Origin of the sequence: Actinomadura opuntiae, assembly GCF_030283205.1 — a bacterium.
Lineage (GTDB): Bacteria > Actinomycetota > Actinomycetes > Streptosporangiales > Streptosporangiaceae > Spirillospora.
The window spans coordinates 215,090-229,230 of the sequence record NZ_JASNWF010000001.1 but is presented as its reverse complement, the minus strand read 5'-3'; the positions used below and the strand labels follow the sequence as shown (position 1 = coordinate 229,230).

Sequence of the window (14,141 nt, the reverse complement as noted above, 5' to 3'; positions counted from 1 at the left end):
TGCGGGCCGGATACCGTGGGGGTATGCAGATCCAGACCGCGCACGGGCCCGCCGAGGCGACCCTGGACGGCCCGGACCGCCCGGCGTTCCTGCTGGTCCTGACGCACGGCTCGAACGGGGGAGTGGAGGCGCCCGACCTGCTGGCGGTCCGGGACGTCGCGCTCGGCCTGGACGGCGCGGTGGCGCGGGTGATGCAGCCGTTCCGGCTCGCCGACCGCCGGGCGCCCGGCCCGGCCGCCAAGCAGGACGAGGCGTGGCTGGAGATCGTCGCGGTGCTGCGGGAGCGGTTCGGGGACGTCCCGCTCGTCCAGGGCGGCCGCAGCAACGGCGCCCGGGTGGCGTGCCGCACCGCGACCGCCGCCGGCGCCGCCGGGGTGGTCGCGCTGGCGTTCCCGCTGCACCCGCCCGGCAAGCCGGAGAAGACCCGGGTGGACGAGCTGCGCGGCGCGGGCGTCGAGGTGCTGGTCGTCAACGGGGACCGCGACCCGTTCGGGATCCCGGACGCGGCGGACGCGGCGCAGGTCACGGTGCTGGCGGGGGAGCGGCACGACCTGAACCGGAACCCGGCCGAGGCGGGCCGGGCGGCGGAGCCGTGGCTGCGCCGCTGGGCGGCGTCCCCCGCCCGGGCGGCCCGCTGAACCGGGCCGCCGCAAGGGCGCGAGGAGGGCCCCGGAAACAGAACGCCTCTGGGCCCGGTGCGGGCCCAGAGGTCGTGGTCGGGCGGGCGTGCCCCCGAGGATGATCACCCGTTCGAACTAGTCCCCCGTCGGAGACTGGTCACGCGGCGGACGGCGCCGTGAGGTCCGTCGGCCGGTGCGGTGCGATGACTGCTCCGTCGGGCAGCAGCTCGCCGGTGTCCTCGAAGAGCACGACGCCGTTGCACAGCAGGCTCCACCCCTGCTCGGGGTGGGCGGCGAGCGTCCGGGCGGCGTCGCGGTCGGGTGCGTTGTGCGAGGGACAGGGCGGCTGGTGCGGGCACATCGGCGTGCCTCCGGTCTCAACTACTGGTGGTCGGTCGTGGTTCTTTCTCTTATGACGCACCCCAGTGTGGAACGGTTCGCCCGCACCGGCCATAGCCCGTTGGGACGGTTGTCCACTGGTACCGGAGAACCGGTGATCTGTGACCCGCCTCACTCCGAGGTGCCAGGCATAGCGTCCCTCACGTGCGATAGCGGACGAAGGACGACACGCCGTCCGGGAAGGAAAGCGTCCCGCCGGTTCGATCTTCCTTACCGGGCCGCCCGGATCCGGCCGGCGTGTGCGATCGTTTCCCCCGGACGGCGCCTCCGGGCGCCCTACGATGTCCCTCGGGGGGCCGGGCTTTGCGAGTGGGGGTGAGGCCGGTATGCGGGTCGCGCTGTTCGTCGCGTGCTTCGACGACGCGTTGTTCCCCGCGACCGGCAAGGCCGTGACGGCGCTGCTGGAGCGGCTCGGCCACGAGGTCTCCTATCCGCCGGGCCAGACCTGCTGCGGCCAGGTGCACTGGACGACCGGCTACCACCGCGAGGCGGCCGGCCTGGCGCGCGCCTTCACCGCCGCGTTCGAGGGCGCCGAGGTGATCGTCGCGCCGTCCGCGTCCTGCGCCGCCGCCGTCCGCGACGCCTACCCGCGGATCGCGCGGGCCGCCCGCGACCCGGCGCTCGCCCGCGCCGCCGAAGGCCTCGCCGTCTACGAGCTGACCGAGTTCCTGGTGGACGTGCTGGGCGTCACCGACGTCGGCGCCTACTTCCCGCACCGCGTCGCCTACCACCCGTCCTGCCAGTCCGCGCGGATCCTCGGCGTGGCCGACCGGCCGCTGCGGCTGCTGCGCGCGGTGAAGGGCCTCGACCTGGTCGACCTGCCGGCGGCGGACGAGTGCTGCGGGTTCGGCGGCGCGTTCGCCATGAAGAACGCCGACGTGTCGGTGGCGATGGTGGCCGACAAGGTCCGGCACGTCCGCGACACCGGCGCCGACGTGGTCTGCGCGGTCGACAACGGCTGCCTCGCGCACATCGGCGGCGCGCTGTCGCGGCTGCGCGGCGGCGTCCGGGTCCTGCACCTGGCCGAGATCCTGGCCGGGACGGGCCCGGCGTGACCGGCGCGCCGCCGGACCGTCCCGCACCCGCCGCGCCGCAGGGCGCACCCGCCGCGAGGCCTGGCGCACGGGCCGCGCCGCCGAAGTTCTCCGCCGCCGCCCGGTCCGCGCTGGCCGACACCGGCCTGCGCCGCGCGCTGCGCGGCGCCACCGCGACGATCCGGGAGCGCCGGTCGGCGGTCGGCGAGCCCGCCGACTGGGAGGACCTGCGCGAGGCCGGCCGCGCCATCCGGGACGAGACGCTCCTCGGCCTCGACGGGCACCTGGAGGACCTGGAGCGGGCCGTCACCGAGGCGGGCGGCCACGTGCACTGGGCGGCCGACGCCGCCGAGGCGCGCCGCGTCGTCACCCGCCTGGTGCGGGCAACGGGCGCGCGCGAGGTCGTCAAGTCGACGTCGTCGGCCGCGCGGGAGATCGGGTTGGACGGCGCGCTCACGCGCGCCGGCGTGACCGTCCGCGAGACCGCGTTCGGCGACCTCGTCGCGCAGCTCGGCGAGGACGGGCCGGCGCACCTGCTGTCGGCCGCGCTGCATCGCGACCGCGCCCAGATCCGCGAGCTGTTCGTCCGGCGGCTGCCCGGCGCCGCGCCTGACCTGTCCGACGATCCCGCCGCGCTCGCCGAGGCGGTGCGGCTGCATCTGCGCGAGCGGTTCCTCGGGGCGCGCGTGGCGGTCACGGGCGCGAACTTCCTGGTGGCGGAGACCGGCACGGCGGTCCTGGTGGAGTCGGAGGGCAACGGCCGGATGTGCCTGACGCTGCCCGACACGCTGATCACCATCGCGGGCATCGAGAAGGTCGTCCCGACGTGGGCCGACCTGGAGGTCCTGCTCCAGCTGCTGCCGCGCTCGTCGTCGGGCGAGCGGATGACGCCGTACGTCTCGTCGTGGACGGGCGTCACCCCCGGCGACGGGCCCCGCGAGTTCCACCTCGTGCTGCTCGACAACGGCCGCACCAACGCCCTCGCGGACGAGATCGGGCGCGCCGCGCTGCGCTGCATCCGCTGCTCGGCGTGCATGAACGTCTGCCCCGTCTACGAGCGGACGGGAGGCGGCCCGTATGGCCCCGTCCTGCCGGGGCCGATCGGGGCGATCCTCACCCCGCAGCTGCGCGGCGTGGAGCGGGCGGCCGAGGCGTCCCTGCCGTTCGCCTCGACGCTGTGCGGCGCCTGCGCCGACGTCTGCCCCGTGAAGATCGACATCCCCGAGGTGCTGGTCCACCTGCGCGGCAGGGTGGTCGAGTCGCGCCGCCACCGGCCGGTCCCCACCCCCGAGCTGATGCTGATGCGCGGCCTGGCCTGGACGATGGGCGATCCGCGCCGGTACGAGACGGCGCTGCGCCGCGGCACCCGGTGGGCGCGGCTGATGTCGCGCGGCGGCCGGATCCGCCGGCTGCCCGGCCTGCTCGGCAAGTGGACCGAGGCCCGCGACCTGCCGGCGCCGCCGCCGGAGACCTTCCGCGCCTGGTGGGCCCGGAGGCGCCGGTGAGCTCCCGGGACGAGGTGCTGCGGCGGGTCCGCGACGCGCTCGGCGGCGAGCGCGGCCCGCGCCCGCCGGTGCCGCGCCGCTACGCGCACCGGCTGGCCGCCGCTGAGGCCGGCGGTCCGTCCTGGGAGAGCGCGGCGGACGTGCCGGCGCTGTTCAGCGAGCGGGTAGCGGACAACCGGGCGGCGGTGCGGCACGTCGGCGCCGACGAGCTGGCCACCGCGGTCGCCGCCGCTCTGTGGGGCCGGGAGGCCAAGCAGATCGTCGTCCCGGCGGACCTGCCGTTCGGGTGGCTGGCGGAGCTGGACGGGGTGCGGGCGATGGCCGACCGGCCCGCGATCGACCTGGACGCCCTCGCCGCAGCGGACGGCGTCGTCACCGGCTGCGCCGTCGCGATCGCCGAGACCGGGACCGTGGTCCTGGACGGCGGCCGGGCGCAGGGCAGGCGCGCCCTCACCCTCGTCCCGGCCTATCACCTGTGCGTCGTGCAGGCCGAGCAGATCGTGGGAACGGTGCCGGAGGCGGTGGAGCGGCTCGACCCGGCCCGCCCGCTCACCTGGATCAGCGGCCCGTCCGCGACGTACGGCGTCGAGATGGTGCGGGCGGAGGGCATGCACGGCCCGCGGCACCTCGAGGTGCTGGTCGTCGAGGACTGAGCCGGGGGAGGGTCAGCCGGCGCCGGCGAGGACCAGGTCGAGGCCGGCGGCGAAGCGGGCGTCCCAGTCGACCGCGCGGTCGGCGCCGTCCTCCGCCGTGCCGCGGACCTCCAGGGCGGCGTGCCCGATCACGTAGCCGAGCAGCGTGTGCGCGGCGACGGCGGCGGGCTCCTCGGCGACGCCGCCCCGCCGCAGCACCTCCCGCAGGGACGCGACGGTCGCGGCGAGCGCGACGGGGTTGCGCCGGGTGACGACGAGGGGGAGCACGCCCGCGTGCGCCAGGAGCCGCGCGCGGTAGTCGCGGGCCCAGGAGCGCAGCACGTCCCGCCAGGACCCGGCGGCGGCGCCGGTGTCGGCCGGGGCCGACGCGACGTGCGCGACGAGGCCGTCCAGCAGCTGCTCCTTGCCGCGGGGGAGGTGGTGGTAGATCGCCATCGCCTCGACCTCCAGGGCGTCGCCGAGGCGGCGCATGGTGAGGCGGCCGAGTCCCTGGCCGTCGACGATCTGCAGGGCCGCCTCGGTGATCCGCTCGATGGACAGCGGCGCGCGGTGCTGGGCGTTGATGCTGGGCTGCCTGACCATGGGGCAAGCGTACGGGGGGCCGCCGACATGATCGGGGACGTCGCGCGCCCGCCGCGGACCAGCGTGACCTTACTGCGTAAAGGCGTCGACTTCGGTGTCCGGCGCCACACCCGGCGACCGGCACGCGTACGCTGGCCTCCATCGTGACGATGAAGATCGTGAGCTTGAGGAGTATCGCCATGCCGCTGATCCGCAGGGTGGGCAAGGACGTCGCGGAGCAGTACGAGGCCGACGAGCGGCTGGCCGCGGACTACGACGCGCGCCTGGCGGCCGCCGGCGAGGCCGAGCGCGCGCTGCGCGACGCCCAGGGGGGCGGCGTGCCCGAGGCGGAGCTGCACGAGCTGACCGTCGCCTTCGACAAGGCCCTGACGGAGGCGCTTGCCGCAGCCGAGGCGGCGGAGCGGGTCGCGATGGGCCCGAAGATCTACGTGTCCGACGGGCAGGACGCCAAGGCCCGCCGCGCCGCGGAGATCGCGCGCCGCAAGGCCAAGGCGCGCCCGTCGGTGCGGCCGTGGACCGACGAGGTCGACCGGCTGCGCACCGCGCGCGAGGCGCACCGGCTGAGCTTCCGCACGCGCCCCGCCGCGGCCGTCTGAGCGGGCGCCGCCGCCGGGCCGGGGGGCCGTGGCGGCGGCCCGGGACCACGTGTGACGACGTGGAACGACACAGCACCACCGAGTGGCACCGGCCACCGAACTTTGAGAGTCTGCCCTCTCGGGGAACGCCGGGGCGGTCCGCACCGCCCGCCGCAGCGCGCGGCGGGCGCGGGACGCGCTCCGGCGGAGAGGGCGCTGGTGCCCTGGACGCGGGGGGAAGTCACGTGGAGCGCACGCCGCCGGACCGGTGCCGCGTACTCGAGTCCTACCAGGACGGGACGCGGGCGATCGGTGAGCTGGCGTCGGCGGTCGAGGACTGGGACGTGCCGACGCCGTGCGCCGACTGGCAGCTGATCGACCTGGCCGGGCACCTGCGGTGCGTTGCGGAGAACTTCCTGGAGTACCTGCAGGACGCGCCGGACAGCCGGCTGGCCAAGCTGTTCGCGCAGGACGCGGCGTCGGCGGTGCTGATCCGCCAGCAGGCCCGGCAGAACGCCGCCGAGCTGGCCGTGCTGCCGCCGGAGCCGGGCCCGGAGCGGATCACGGCGTTCACGGTGTCGGCCGGGGCCTACGCCGACCTGATGCCCGACATGTGGGACCGCACCCACCTGATCTACCGGGGCACCAAGTACACCGTCGGCGACCACGCGGGCGCGGCCTGCGTGGAGTGGCACCTGCACGCCTGGGACATGGCCCGCGCGATCGGCTCCGACTACCGCCCGCGCGACCCCGAGGTGCTGGTTTCGGCGTGGCACTGGGGGGTGCCGCACCTGCCGCTGGCGCCGGGGGACGCGTGGGAGGCCGTGCTGCGGTCCTCGGGCCGGTCGCCGCGCTGGCCGGACCCCGGCGAGGGGCCCGGCCGGGCGCGCGGCGGGCGGCAGCGGACGGTGCGGCAGGGCGTCAGACGCCCTCCGGCCTCCTCGGGTGGCGCCGCAGGTAGACCGTCCAGGTGACCAGGCAGCACAGCGCGTAGAAGGCGATGAAGACCAGGTAGGCCGCGTCGCCGGTGCCGGAGTCCAGGAAGGACTGCCGGAACGCGACGTTGACCAGCACGCCGCCGAACGCGCCGATCGCGCCGGCGATGCCGATGAGCGCGCCGGACAGCCGCCGCGCCTCGTGCCGGGCCGCGTCCGGGTCCTCGCCGCCGGCGATCCGCAGCCGCGCCTTCGCCATGAAGATCGCGGGGATCATCTTGTAGGTGGAGCCGTTGCCGACGCCGCTGAAGCCGAACAGCAGGACGAACCCGGTGATGAACAGTGCGAGCGAGCCGGTGCGCGACGCGGTGAGCACCAGCGCCGCCGCGACGGCCATGGCGACGAAGTTCCAGAACGTGACCTTCGCCCCGCCGATCCGGTCGGCGAGCCGGCCGCCGACCGGCCGGATGAGCGAGCCGAGCAGCGGGCCGAGGAAGGTCAGGTAGGCGGCCTTCACCGGGGTGTCGAAGTCGGCCTTGAACTGCACCTGCAGCACCTGCCCGAACGCGAACCCGAAGCCGATGAACGACCCGAACGTGCCGATGTACAGCAGCGACATGATCCAGGTGTGGGGGTCGCGGCACACCTCCCGCATCGCCCCCCTCTCGTTGCGGACCTGGGTCAGGTTGTCCATGTAGAGGGCGGCGCCGAGCGCGGCCAGCACGATGAACGGGATGTAGATCCCGGCGACGAGGCCCGGGTGCTCCTTGCCCGCGGTCGCGAGGACGAGCAGCCCGACGAGCTGGACGACGGCGACGCCGAGGTTGCCGCCGCCCGCGTTGATGCCGAGCGCCCAGCCCTTGAGGCGCTGCGGGTAGAACGCGTTGATGTTCGCCATCGAGGAGGCGAAGTTGCCGCCGCCGACGCCCGCGACCGCCGCGAGGATCAGCAGCGTCGAGTACGACACGCCCGGCTTGATGAGGAACGCGGCGAGCACCGCCGGGACCAGCAGCAGCGCCGCGCTGAACACCGTCCAGTTGCGGCCGCCGAACCGGCCGACGGCGAAGGTGTAGGGGATCCGCAGCACCGCCCCGACCAGCGCCGGGACGGAGGTGAGCAGGAACTTGCCGGCGGGGTCGACGCCGTAGGCGGGGCCGAGGAACAGCACGACCACCGACCACAGCGTCCAGACCGAGAAGCCGATGTGCTCGGAGAAGATGGACAGGACGAGGTTGCGGCGGGCGACGCGGGCGCCGGTCGCGGCCCAGAACTCCGGCTCCTCGGGCCGCCAGTCGTCGATCCGGCGGCCGCGGAGCGGGCGGCCGCGCTCGGTGCGCGCGGCTTCGGTGGTGACGGTCATCGGTTCTCCCTGTGGTCTCTGACGCGGTACGACCGTAGGAGCGCGCGGTTTCGCGCTTGTGCAGCCGGTGATGCGGCCGTGATAACTCCGCTGCACAGCGTGGCCCCGACCGGTGTGAGACGGGTGGGGCCGCTCCCGCCGGGGTAGGTCAGTGATCGCGGCGCGGCGGGGGAGGGAGAACAGGACCGATGGCGACCTGCGAGGTCTGCGGGAACGACTACGCGATGGCGTTCGAGGTGCACGCGCAGGGGAGCGTGCACACCTTCGACTCGTTCGAGTGCGCGATCACCCGGATGGCGCCGATCTGCGAGCACTGCGAGTGCCGGATCCTCGGGCACGGCGTGGAGGTGGACGGGCGGTTCTACTGCGGCGCCCACTGCGCGCGCGCCGCCGATCCGGAGGGCGCCCGCCTCATCCAGGACGCCGCGCCGGTGTAGGCGCGGCGCCTGCCGGCCCGCCGGCGCCCCGGCGGGCGGGCGGTGCGGTCAGCGCAGGGCGCCGAACGCGGGCTCGCGGCCGTCCTCGAGGTAGACGGGGCGGCGGTCGGCGAGGGCGCGCAGGCTGGGCTCCATCCGGCGCGACACGTGCGCGGGCGACAGCTCGGGGATCTTCTCCGGCGCGACCATGACGTGGTCGGACAGCTCGTCGGGCGGCAGCCGGATCGCCTCGAGCTCGGCGCCGGTGACGGCGCCGCCGAAGACGAACACGTTGACCGAGTCGACGCCGTCGTCGCGCGGGGAGCCCCAGTCGACGCAGACCAGGCCGTCCAGGCGGGGGACGAAGCCGAGCTCCTCCCGGCATTCGCGGACGCACGCCGCGAGCGGGGACTCGTCGGTCTCGATGACCCCGCCCGGCAGGAACCAGCCTTCGCTGTAGGTGGGCTTGACCAGCAGGACCCGCCCGAGGTCGTCCAGGAGCAGGGCCGCCGCGGCGCCGCGGGAGCGCGGCAGCGAGGCATAGTAAGCAAGGTCGGGCATGTACCGAGATTAGGCCGGATGACCGTCTTGTGATCCTTGGCGCGGCGGGCCCGGAACCGCATTCTCCGCGAGATCGCCAGGGCGCCGCGAATCCGGTTCGGTAATCGTCCGGACGGCGACGAATGGACCCTGACAATCGCCGACAACGCTTGACACGCGATCGTCAACCATTGCCGGTGGTGCGGGTGGTGCGCGCCTGACCTTGAGGGACGCGCGGCGTGAAGCGCATTTAACGCCCGGGTCACACGCGGGACGCGGCGGCGAAACGGCGCCGCCGGACTCTTCTGGCATGACCGGGACTCCTACGCATTGCCCGTACTGTGCCCTGCAGTGCGGGATGACCCTCGACGGCACCGGCGGCTCCGCGGCCGCCCCGGTGCGGGTGACGCCGCGCGACGACGTGCCCGCGAACCGGGGCGGGCTGTGCCAGAAGGGCTGGACCGCCGCCGAGCTGCTCACCGTCCCGGACCGCCTGACCTCGCCGCTGATGCGCCGCTCCCGCGACGCGCCGCTGGAGCCGTGCACCTGGGACGAGGCGCTCGGCCGCATCGCCGCCGAGGTGGAGCGGCTGGCCGCCGAGCACGGGCCGGACGCCGTCGCGGTGTTCGGCGGCGGCGGGCTGACCAACGAGAAGGCCTACCAGCTGGGCAAGTTCGCGCGGATCGCGCTGCGCACGTCGCAGATCGACTACAACGGGCGGTTCTGCATGTCGTCGGCCGCCGCGGCGTCGGGCCGGGCGTTCGGGATGGACCGCGGGCTGCCCGGTCCCGTCACCGACCTGGCCGCGTCCGGCGCCGTCCTGCTGACGGGCGGGAACCCGGCCGAGACGATGCCGCCGTTCATGCGGCACCTGACCGAGATGCGGGAGGGCGGCGGCGCGCTCATCGTCGTCGACCCGCGCCGCACCGCGACGGCGCGCCAGGCCGACCTGCACCTGCAGCCGGCGGTCGGCACCGACATCGCCCTCGCCAACGGGCTTCTGCACCTGGCGATCGCCGAGGGGCTCGTCGACGAGGAGTACATCGCGGCGCGCACGAACGGGTTCGAGGCCGTCCGGACCGTCGTCAACGCGTACTGGCCGGACCGGGTGGAGCGCATCACCGGCGTCCCGCTGCCGAGCATGCGCGAGGCGGTCCGGCTGCTCGCGGGAGCGGACCGCGCGCACATCCTGACCGCGCGCGGTTCCGAGCAGCACGCGCGCGGCACCGACATGGTCAGCGGCTTCATCAACCTGGCGCTGGCGCTCGGGCTGCCGGGCCGTCCCGGTTCCGGCTACGGCTGCCTGACCGGGCAGGGCAACGGGCAGGGCGGGCGCGAGCACGGCCAGAAGGCCGACCAGCTGCCCGGCTACCGCAAGATCGACGACCCGGCGGCGCGCGCGCACGTCGCGTCGGTGTGGGGCGTCGACCCGGACGCGCTGCCCGGTCCGGGCCGGTCGGCGTACGAGCTGCTGTCGGCGCTCGGCACCGACGGCGGCCCGAAGGCGCTGCTGCTGTTCGGGTCGAACCCGGTGGTGTCGGCGCCGCGCGCGGCGGCCGTCGAGGAGCGGCTGGGCGCGCTCGACCTGCTGGTGGTGGCGGACTTCGTGCCGTCGGAGACCGCGCGGCTCGCCGACGTGGTGCTGCCCACGGCGCAGTGGGCGGAGGAGTCCGGCACGATGACGAACCTGGAGGGCCGGGTGCTGCGCCGGCGCCGGGCCCTCGCGCCGCCGGACGGCGTCCGCACCGACTTGGAGATCATCGCGGCGCTGGCCGGGCGGCTCGGCGCGCCGGGGGAGTGGAGCACCGACCCCGAGCGGGTGTTCGGGGAGTTGCGCCGCGCGAGCGCGGGCGGTGTCGCGGACTACTCCGGCATCAGCTACGGGCGGATCGAGGCCGAGGGCGGGATGTTCTGGCCCTGCCCTTCGGAGGATCACCCCGGCACGCCGCGCCCCTACCTGGAGCGTTTCCCGACACCGGACGGGCGGGCCCGCTTCGTCGCGGTCGAGCACCACGGCGCGGCCGAGGACGTCGACACCGACTACCCCCTGTACCTGACGACCGGCCGCGTCCTGGCGCAGTACCAGTCGGGCGCGCAGACCCGCCGGGTCCGGGCGCTCGCCGACGCGGCGGCCGGGCCGTTCGTGGAGCTGCATCCCGACCTCGCCGAGCGGCTCGGCATCGAGGACGGCCAGGACGTGAAGGTGGAGAGCCGCCGGGGCGCGGCGACGGCGGCGGCCCGCGTGACCGACGCGATCCGCCGCGACACGGTGTTCATGCCCTTCCACTGGGCGGGGGAGGGGCGCGCGAACCTGCTGACCAGCACCGCCCTGGATCCGGTGTCGCGGATGCCGGAGTTCAAGGCGTGCGCCGTCCGGATCTCGGCGTGAGCGCCTTTTAACACGGCGGTGACAAAGGAGACCCAACCGTGAAACGGCCTCTTCGCAGACTCGGTCCCATGAACATCGGGGACGGACCGGCGGCACCGGCCACCACGCGGACCTTACAACGTCAAGGCGTCGGCCTGATGACGCCCATTGCTCATTTCCCGCCTGGAATGTCCCCGCACGCGACTCGCCTGGAGGTTGCCGTCCGATGAGCATCACATCCGAAGCGACGATCACGAGGCGTCCCGCCGAAGCCGCGGCCCGCTGGTTCGACATCTGCTCCTACACCGACCTGATCCCCGAGCGCGGCGCCTGCGCGATGCTGGACGGCACGCAGGTCGCGGTGTTCCGCGCGTTCGACGGGACCCTGTACGCGCTGTCGAACCTGGACCCGTTCAGCGGCGCGTACGTGCTGTCGCGGGGCATCCTCGGCACCCGCGACGGCACCCCGACGGTCGCCTCGCCGATGTACAAGCAGGTCTTCGACCTGCGCACCGGGGTCTGCCTGGACGATCCGCGGGTGGCGGTGCCGACCTTCCCGGTCCGCCGCGCGGCCGCCGGCGACCGCGTGGAGGTGGCGCTCACCGATGAGCACCGACAGTGAGCCGCTGGCCGGGTTCGCCGTCGGGGTGACCGCGGCCCGCCGCCACGAGGAGCTCGCGACGCTGCTGGAGCGGCGCGGCGCGCGGGTGGTGCTGGCCCCCGCGATCCGCCTGGTCCCGCTGGCCGACGACGCCGAGCTTCTGGAGGCGACGCGGGCGTGCCTGCAGCGGCCGCTCGACCACGCCGTCGTCACGACCGGGATCGGGTTCCGGGCCTGGCTGGAGGCGGCGGACGGCTGGGGGCTGCGCGACGCCCTCATCACGGCGCTCGGCGGCGCCGACATCGTGGCGCGCGGCCCGAAGGCGCGCGGCGCGATCCGCTCGGCGGGGCTGCAGGAGCGCTGGTCGCCGGAGTCGGAGGGCTGCGCGGAGGTCATCGCGCACCTGCTGGAGAAGGACCTGAAGGGCGCGCGGATCGCGGTCCAGCTGTACGGGGAGCGGCAGCCGGAGCTGACCGGGGCGCTGCGCGCGGCGGGCGCCGAGGTGATCGAGATCCCGGTGTACCGGTGGGCGCGCGCCGAGGACGGCACGCCGCTGCGGCGGCTCGTCGGGCAGGCCGTCGCCGGGACCGTGGACGCGATCACCTTCACCAGCGCCCCCGCCGTCGCCGCGACGCTCGCGGTCGCCGCCGAGGACGACCTGGAGGAGGCGCTGCTGGAGGCGCTGCGCACCCAGGTGGTCGCGGCGTGCGTGGGGCCGGTCACCGCGCAGGCGCTGGCCGAGCGCGGCGTGCCGACCGTCCAGCCGGAACGGGCCAGGATCGGCGCGCTGGTGCGGGCGCTGGTGTCGGACCTGCCGCGCCGGCGCGCGCGGCTGCTGTCGGTGCGCGGGTCGTCGCTGGAGCTGCGCGGGCACGCCGTGGTGCTGGACGGGCAGCTGCGTCCGATCGCGCCCGCGCCGATGGCGATCCTGCGGGCGCTGGCGCGGCGGCCCGGGCACGTGGTGTCGCGCGCGGAGCTGTGCGGGGTGCTGCCGAGCCGCCTGGTGGTTACCGGTTCGCCCTGGTCGCGGGAGGCGCGGCCGCAGGCCGACGAGCACGCGGTGGAGATGGCGGTGGCGCGGCTGCGGCGGGGTCTCGGCCGTCCCGGGATCGTCGAGACGGTCGTCAAGCGCGGCTACCGGCTGGCGTGCGATCCCCGGTTGGTCGACCGGCTGGCGGCGGGTGCCGGTGGCTGACCGGCATCCCGCGCTGCTGGCCGTCGCGCACGGCACCCGCGACCCGTCCGGTCCCGCCGTGGTGCGGGAGCTGCTGGACCGGGTCCGGGCGCGGCGCCCGTGGCTGCACGTGGCGGAGGCGTACGGGGAACTGGTGTCGCCGTCGCTGGAAGAGGCCGCCGCCGAACTGGTCGCACGCGGGGCGGACGGCCCGGTGGTCGTCGTGCCGCTGCTGCTGGGGCGCGGCTACCACGCGTTGATCGACATCCCTGAGCGCGCCGGGCGGCTGCTGCCCGGTGCCGTGACGGCGCGTCCGCTGGGCCCGGACGCGCTGCTGGCCGAAGCGCTGGCCGGACGGCTGGGCGCGAGGCCGTCCGGCCGGCCCGAGAACGGGGGCCCGCCGCATCCGCAGGACACCGTCGTCCTCGGCGCGGCGGGCTCCGCCGACCCGGCGGGCGTCGCGGACGTGCGGGCGGCGGCGCGGCTGCTGGCGCGGCGGCTGGGGCGGCCCGTCCCGTACGGGGTCGTGGCCGCCGGCGGCCCGGCGCTGCGCGACGTGGTCGCCGAGCGGCGGCGGAGCGGTGCCGCGCGCGTGGTCGTGGCCTCGTACCTGCTGGCGCCCGGCCGGTTCCTGGACCGGATGCACGAGTGCGGCGCGGACGCGGTGGCCGCGCCGATCGGGGCGCACGACGCGGCGGCCCGGCTGGTCCTGCGCCGTTATGACGAGGCGCTGTCGCGGATCGGCGAGCCCGCCTCCGCGTGCTGACGCGCCCTGTCGTGCAGGGCCTCGACCTGCGGGGTGACGACCCGTTCGCGTGGCACCGCTCCCTGTGTGGGCGTGCCGGTCTGCGGGGAGGCGCCGTCGTGCGCGAGGGCGGTGAACCGGTCGTCGTGGTGCGCCAGGACGCGCAGCAGCATCGCCCTGAACTGCCGCCGCTCGTCCGGTGACAGCGGCTCGAACAGCAGCTCGTTGAGGCGGACGCGGGCGTCCAGGCTCTCCTCGAGGAACGCGCGGCCGGTCTCGGTGGCCTCCAGCGCGTACCGCCGCCGGTCGGCGGGGTCGCGGCTCCGCCGGACGTGCCCGGCCTCCTCCAGCGCGTCCACGATGCCGACGAGGTCACCGGCGTCCATGCGCAGCCGCTCCGCGACGTCGCGCTGCGACAGCGGTCCCGACCGCGCGACGCACCACAGCACGAGCAGCTGCGGCATGCGCAGCTGCCCCGGGCAGACCCGCGCCGCGGTGCGGCGGACGAGGCGGACCGTCTCGTACATCAGGTAGGTGGGCGAGTCGTACATCGGGTCGGCCTGCTCCGTCACGTCCCGCTCCTCCAGGTCACTTGGACGACCTAAATCTCTCTTGACGTGAGAGATAGGTTACT

At 75.4% G+C, this 14,141-nt stretch carries 16 protein-coding genes; 11 read left to right on the top strand and 5 right to left on the bottom strand.

The genetic code is table 11. The annotated features are described in order from the left end of the window. Positions 1-23 precede the first annotated feature (23 nt). Positions 24-638, top strand: a complete 615-nt coding sequence (locus tag QP089_RS01355; RefSeq protein ID WP_285909271.1) for an alpha/beta hydrolase family protein — start codon at positions 24-26, stop codon at positions 636-638. 139 nt (positions 639-777) lie between these two features. Here the strand turns inward: QP089_RS01355 and QP089_RS01350 are convergent, their stop codons facing one another. Further along, the gene (locus QP089_RS01350) at positions 778-981 is read right to left on the bottom strand and encodes a DUF5999 family protein (protein WP_285909269.1); all 204 of its coding nucleotides are present in this window, start codon (positions 979-981) and stop codon (positions 778-780) included. A 364-nt stretch (positions 982-1,345) separates the two neighbouring features. Here QP089_RS01350 and QP089_RS01345 point away from each other — a divergent pair, with 364 nt between their 5' ends. From QP089_RS01345 to QP089_RS01335, 3 genes are read left to right on the top strand one after another with little or no spacing between them, the layout of a single operon-like run. Beyond that, positions 1,346-2,074 (top strand): (Fe-S)-binding protein, encoded by a 729-nt coding sequence (locus QP089_RS01345; protein WP_285909268.1) that lies wholly within the window; start codon positions 1,346-1,348, stop codon positions 2,072-2,074. Then, complete coding sequence (locus tag QP089_RS01340) at positions 2,071-3,558, top strand: lactate utilization protein B (RefSeq protein WP_446473999.1); 1,488 nt, start codon at positions 2,071-2,073, stop codon at positions 3,556-3,558. The genes QP089_RS01345 and QP089_RS01340 overlap by 4 nt, the downstream gene beginning before the upstream one ends. Continuing rightward, complete coding sequence (locus QP089_RS01335; RefSeq protein WP_285909267.1) at positions 3,555-4,211, top strand: LutC/YkgG family protein; 657 nt, start codon at positions 3,555-3,557, stop codon at positions 4,209-4,211. The genes QP089_RS01340 and QP089_RS01335 overlap by 4 nt, the downstream gene beginning before the upstream one ends. Positions 4,212-4,223: 12 nt before the next feature. On the opposite strand, the gene QP089_RS01330 is transcribed toward QP089_RS01335, so the two are convergent. Next, entirely contained in the window at positions 4,224-4,793 is a 570-nt protein-coding gene (locus tag QP089_RS01330) for a TetR/AcrR family transcriptional regulator C-terminal domain-containing protein (RefSeq protein WP_285909266.1), read from the bottom strand. Positions 4,794-4,951: 158 nt separating this feature from the next. Between QP089_RS01330 and QP089_RS01325 the strand changes: the two genes are divergently transcribed. Beyond that, positions 4,952-5,389: a plectin gene (locus QP089_RS01325; RefSeq protein ID WP_285909265.1), complete on the top strand. Its 438-nt coding sequence runs from the start codon at positions 4,952-4,954 to the stop codon at positions 5,387-5,389. A 224-nt stretch (positions 5,390-5,613) separates the two neighbouring features. Then, positions 5,614-6,342, top strand: coding sequence for a maleylpyruvate isomerase N-terminal domain-containing protein (locus QP089_RS01320; protein WP_285909264.1), 729 nt, complete (start codon positions 5,614-5,616; stop codon positions 6,340-6,342). On the opposite strand, the gene QP089_RS01315 is transcribed toward QP089_RS01320, so the two are convergent. Continuing rightward, positions 6,290-7,663 carry a nitrate/nitrite transporter gene (locus QP089_RS01315; protein ID WP_285909262.1) on the bottom strand — a complete coding sequence of 458 codons (1,374 nt, stop codon included), beginning with the start codon at positions 7,661-7,663 and terminating at the stop codon, positions 6,290-6,292. The two genes, QP089_RS01320 and QP089_RS01315, sit on opposite strands and share 53 nt — an antisense overlap. Before the next feature lie 188 nt (positions 7,664-7,851). Between QP089_RS01315 and QP089_RS01310 the strand changes: the two genes are divergently transcribed. Further along, positions 7,852-8,100, top strand: a complete 249-nt coding sequence (locus tag QP089_RS01310) for a metallothionein (RefSeq protein ID WP_285909261.1) — start codon at positions 7,852-7,854, stop codon at positions 8,098-8,100. A 48-nt stretch (positions 8,101-8,148) separates the two neighbouring features. Here the strand turns inward: QP089_RS01310 and QP089_RS01305 are convergent, their stop codons facing one another. Continuing rightward, on the bottom strand, positions 8,149-8,640 hold the full coding sequence (locus QP089_RS01305) for an NUDIX domain-containing protein (RefSeq protein ID WP_285909260.1): 492 nt from the start codon (positions 8,638-8,640) through the stop codon (positions 8,149-8,151). A 289-nt stretch (positions 8,641-8,929) separates the two neighbouring features. Here QP089_RS01305 and QP089_RS01300 point away from each other — a divergent pair, with 289 nt between their 5' ends. The 4 genes from QP089_RS01300 to QP089_RS01285 all read left to right on the top strand — a co-directional run bounded on the left by QP089_RS01300 (position 8,930) and on the right by QP089_RS01285 (position 13,528). Then, positions 8,930-11,008, top strand: a complete 2,079-nt coding sequence (locus QP089_RS01300) for a molybdopterin oxidoreductase family protein (RefSeq protein ID WP_285909259.1) — start codon at positions 8,930-8,932, stop codon at positions 11,006-11,008. 205 nt (positions 11,009-11,213) lie between these two features. After that, complete coding sequence (gene nirD / locus QP089_RS01295) at positions 11,214-11,609, top strand: nitrite reductase small subunit NirD (protein ID WP_285909258.1); 396 nt, start codon at positions 11,214-11,216, stop codon at positions 11,607-11,609. Next, on the top strand, positions 11,593-12,783 hold the full coding sequence (locus tag QP089_RS01290; protein WP_285909256.1) for a uroporphyrinogen-III synthase: 1,191 nt from the start codon (positions 11,593-11,595) through the stop codon (positions 12,781-12,783). The genes nirD and QP089_RS01290 overlap by 17 nt, the downstream gene beginning before the upstream one ends. Next, positions 12,776-13,528 carry a sirohydrochlorin chelatase gene (locus QP089_RS01285; protein ID WP_285909255.1) on the top strand — a complete coding sequence of 251 codons (753 nt, stop codon included), beginning with the start codon at positions 12,776-12,778 and terminating at the stop codon, positions 13,526-13,528. Before QP089_RS01290 ends, QP089_RS01285 begins: the two co-directional genes overlap by 8 nt. On the opposite strand, the gene QP089_RS01280 is transcribed toward QP089_RS01285, so the two are convergent. Then, complete coding sequence (locus tag QP089_RS01280) at positions 13,480-14,079, bottom strand: MarR family winged helix-turn-helix transcriptional regulator (RefSeq protein ID WP_285909254.1); 600 nt, start codon at positions 14,077-14,079, stop codon at positions 13,480-13,482. The two genes, QP089_RS01285 and QP089_RS01280, sit on opposite strands and share 49 nt — an antisense overlap. Between the last annotated feature and the right edge of the window lie 62 nt (positions 14,080-14,141).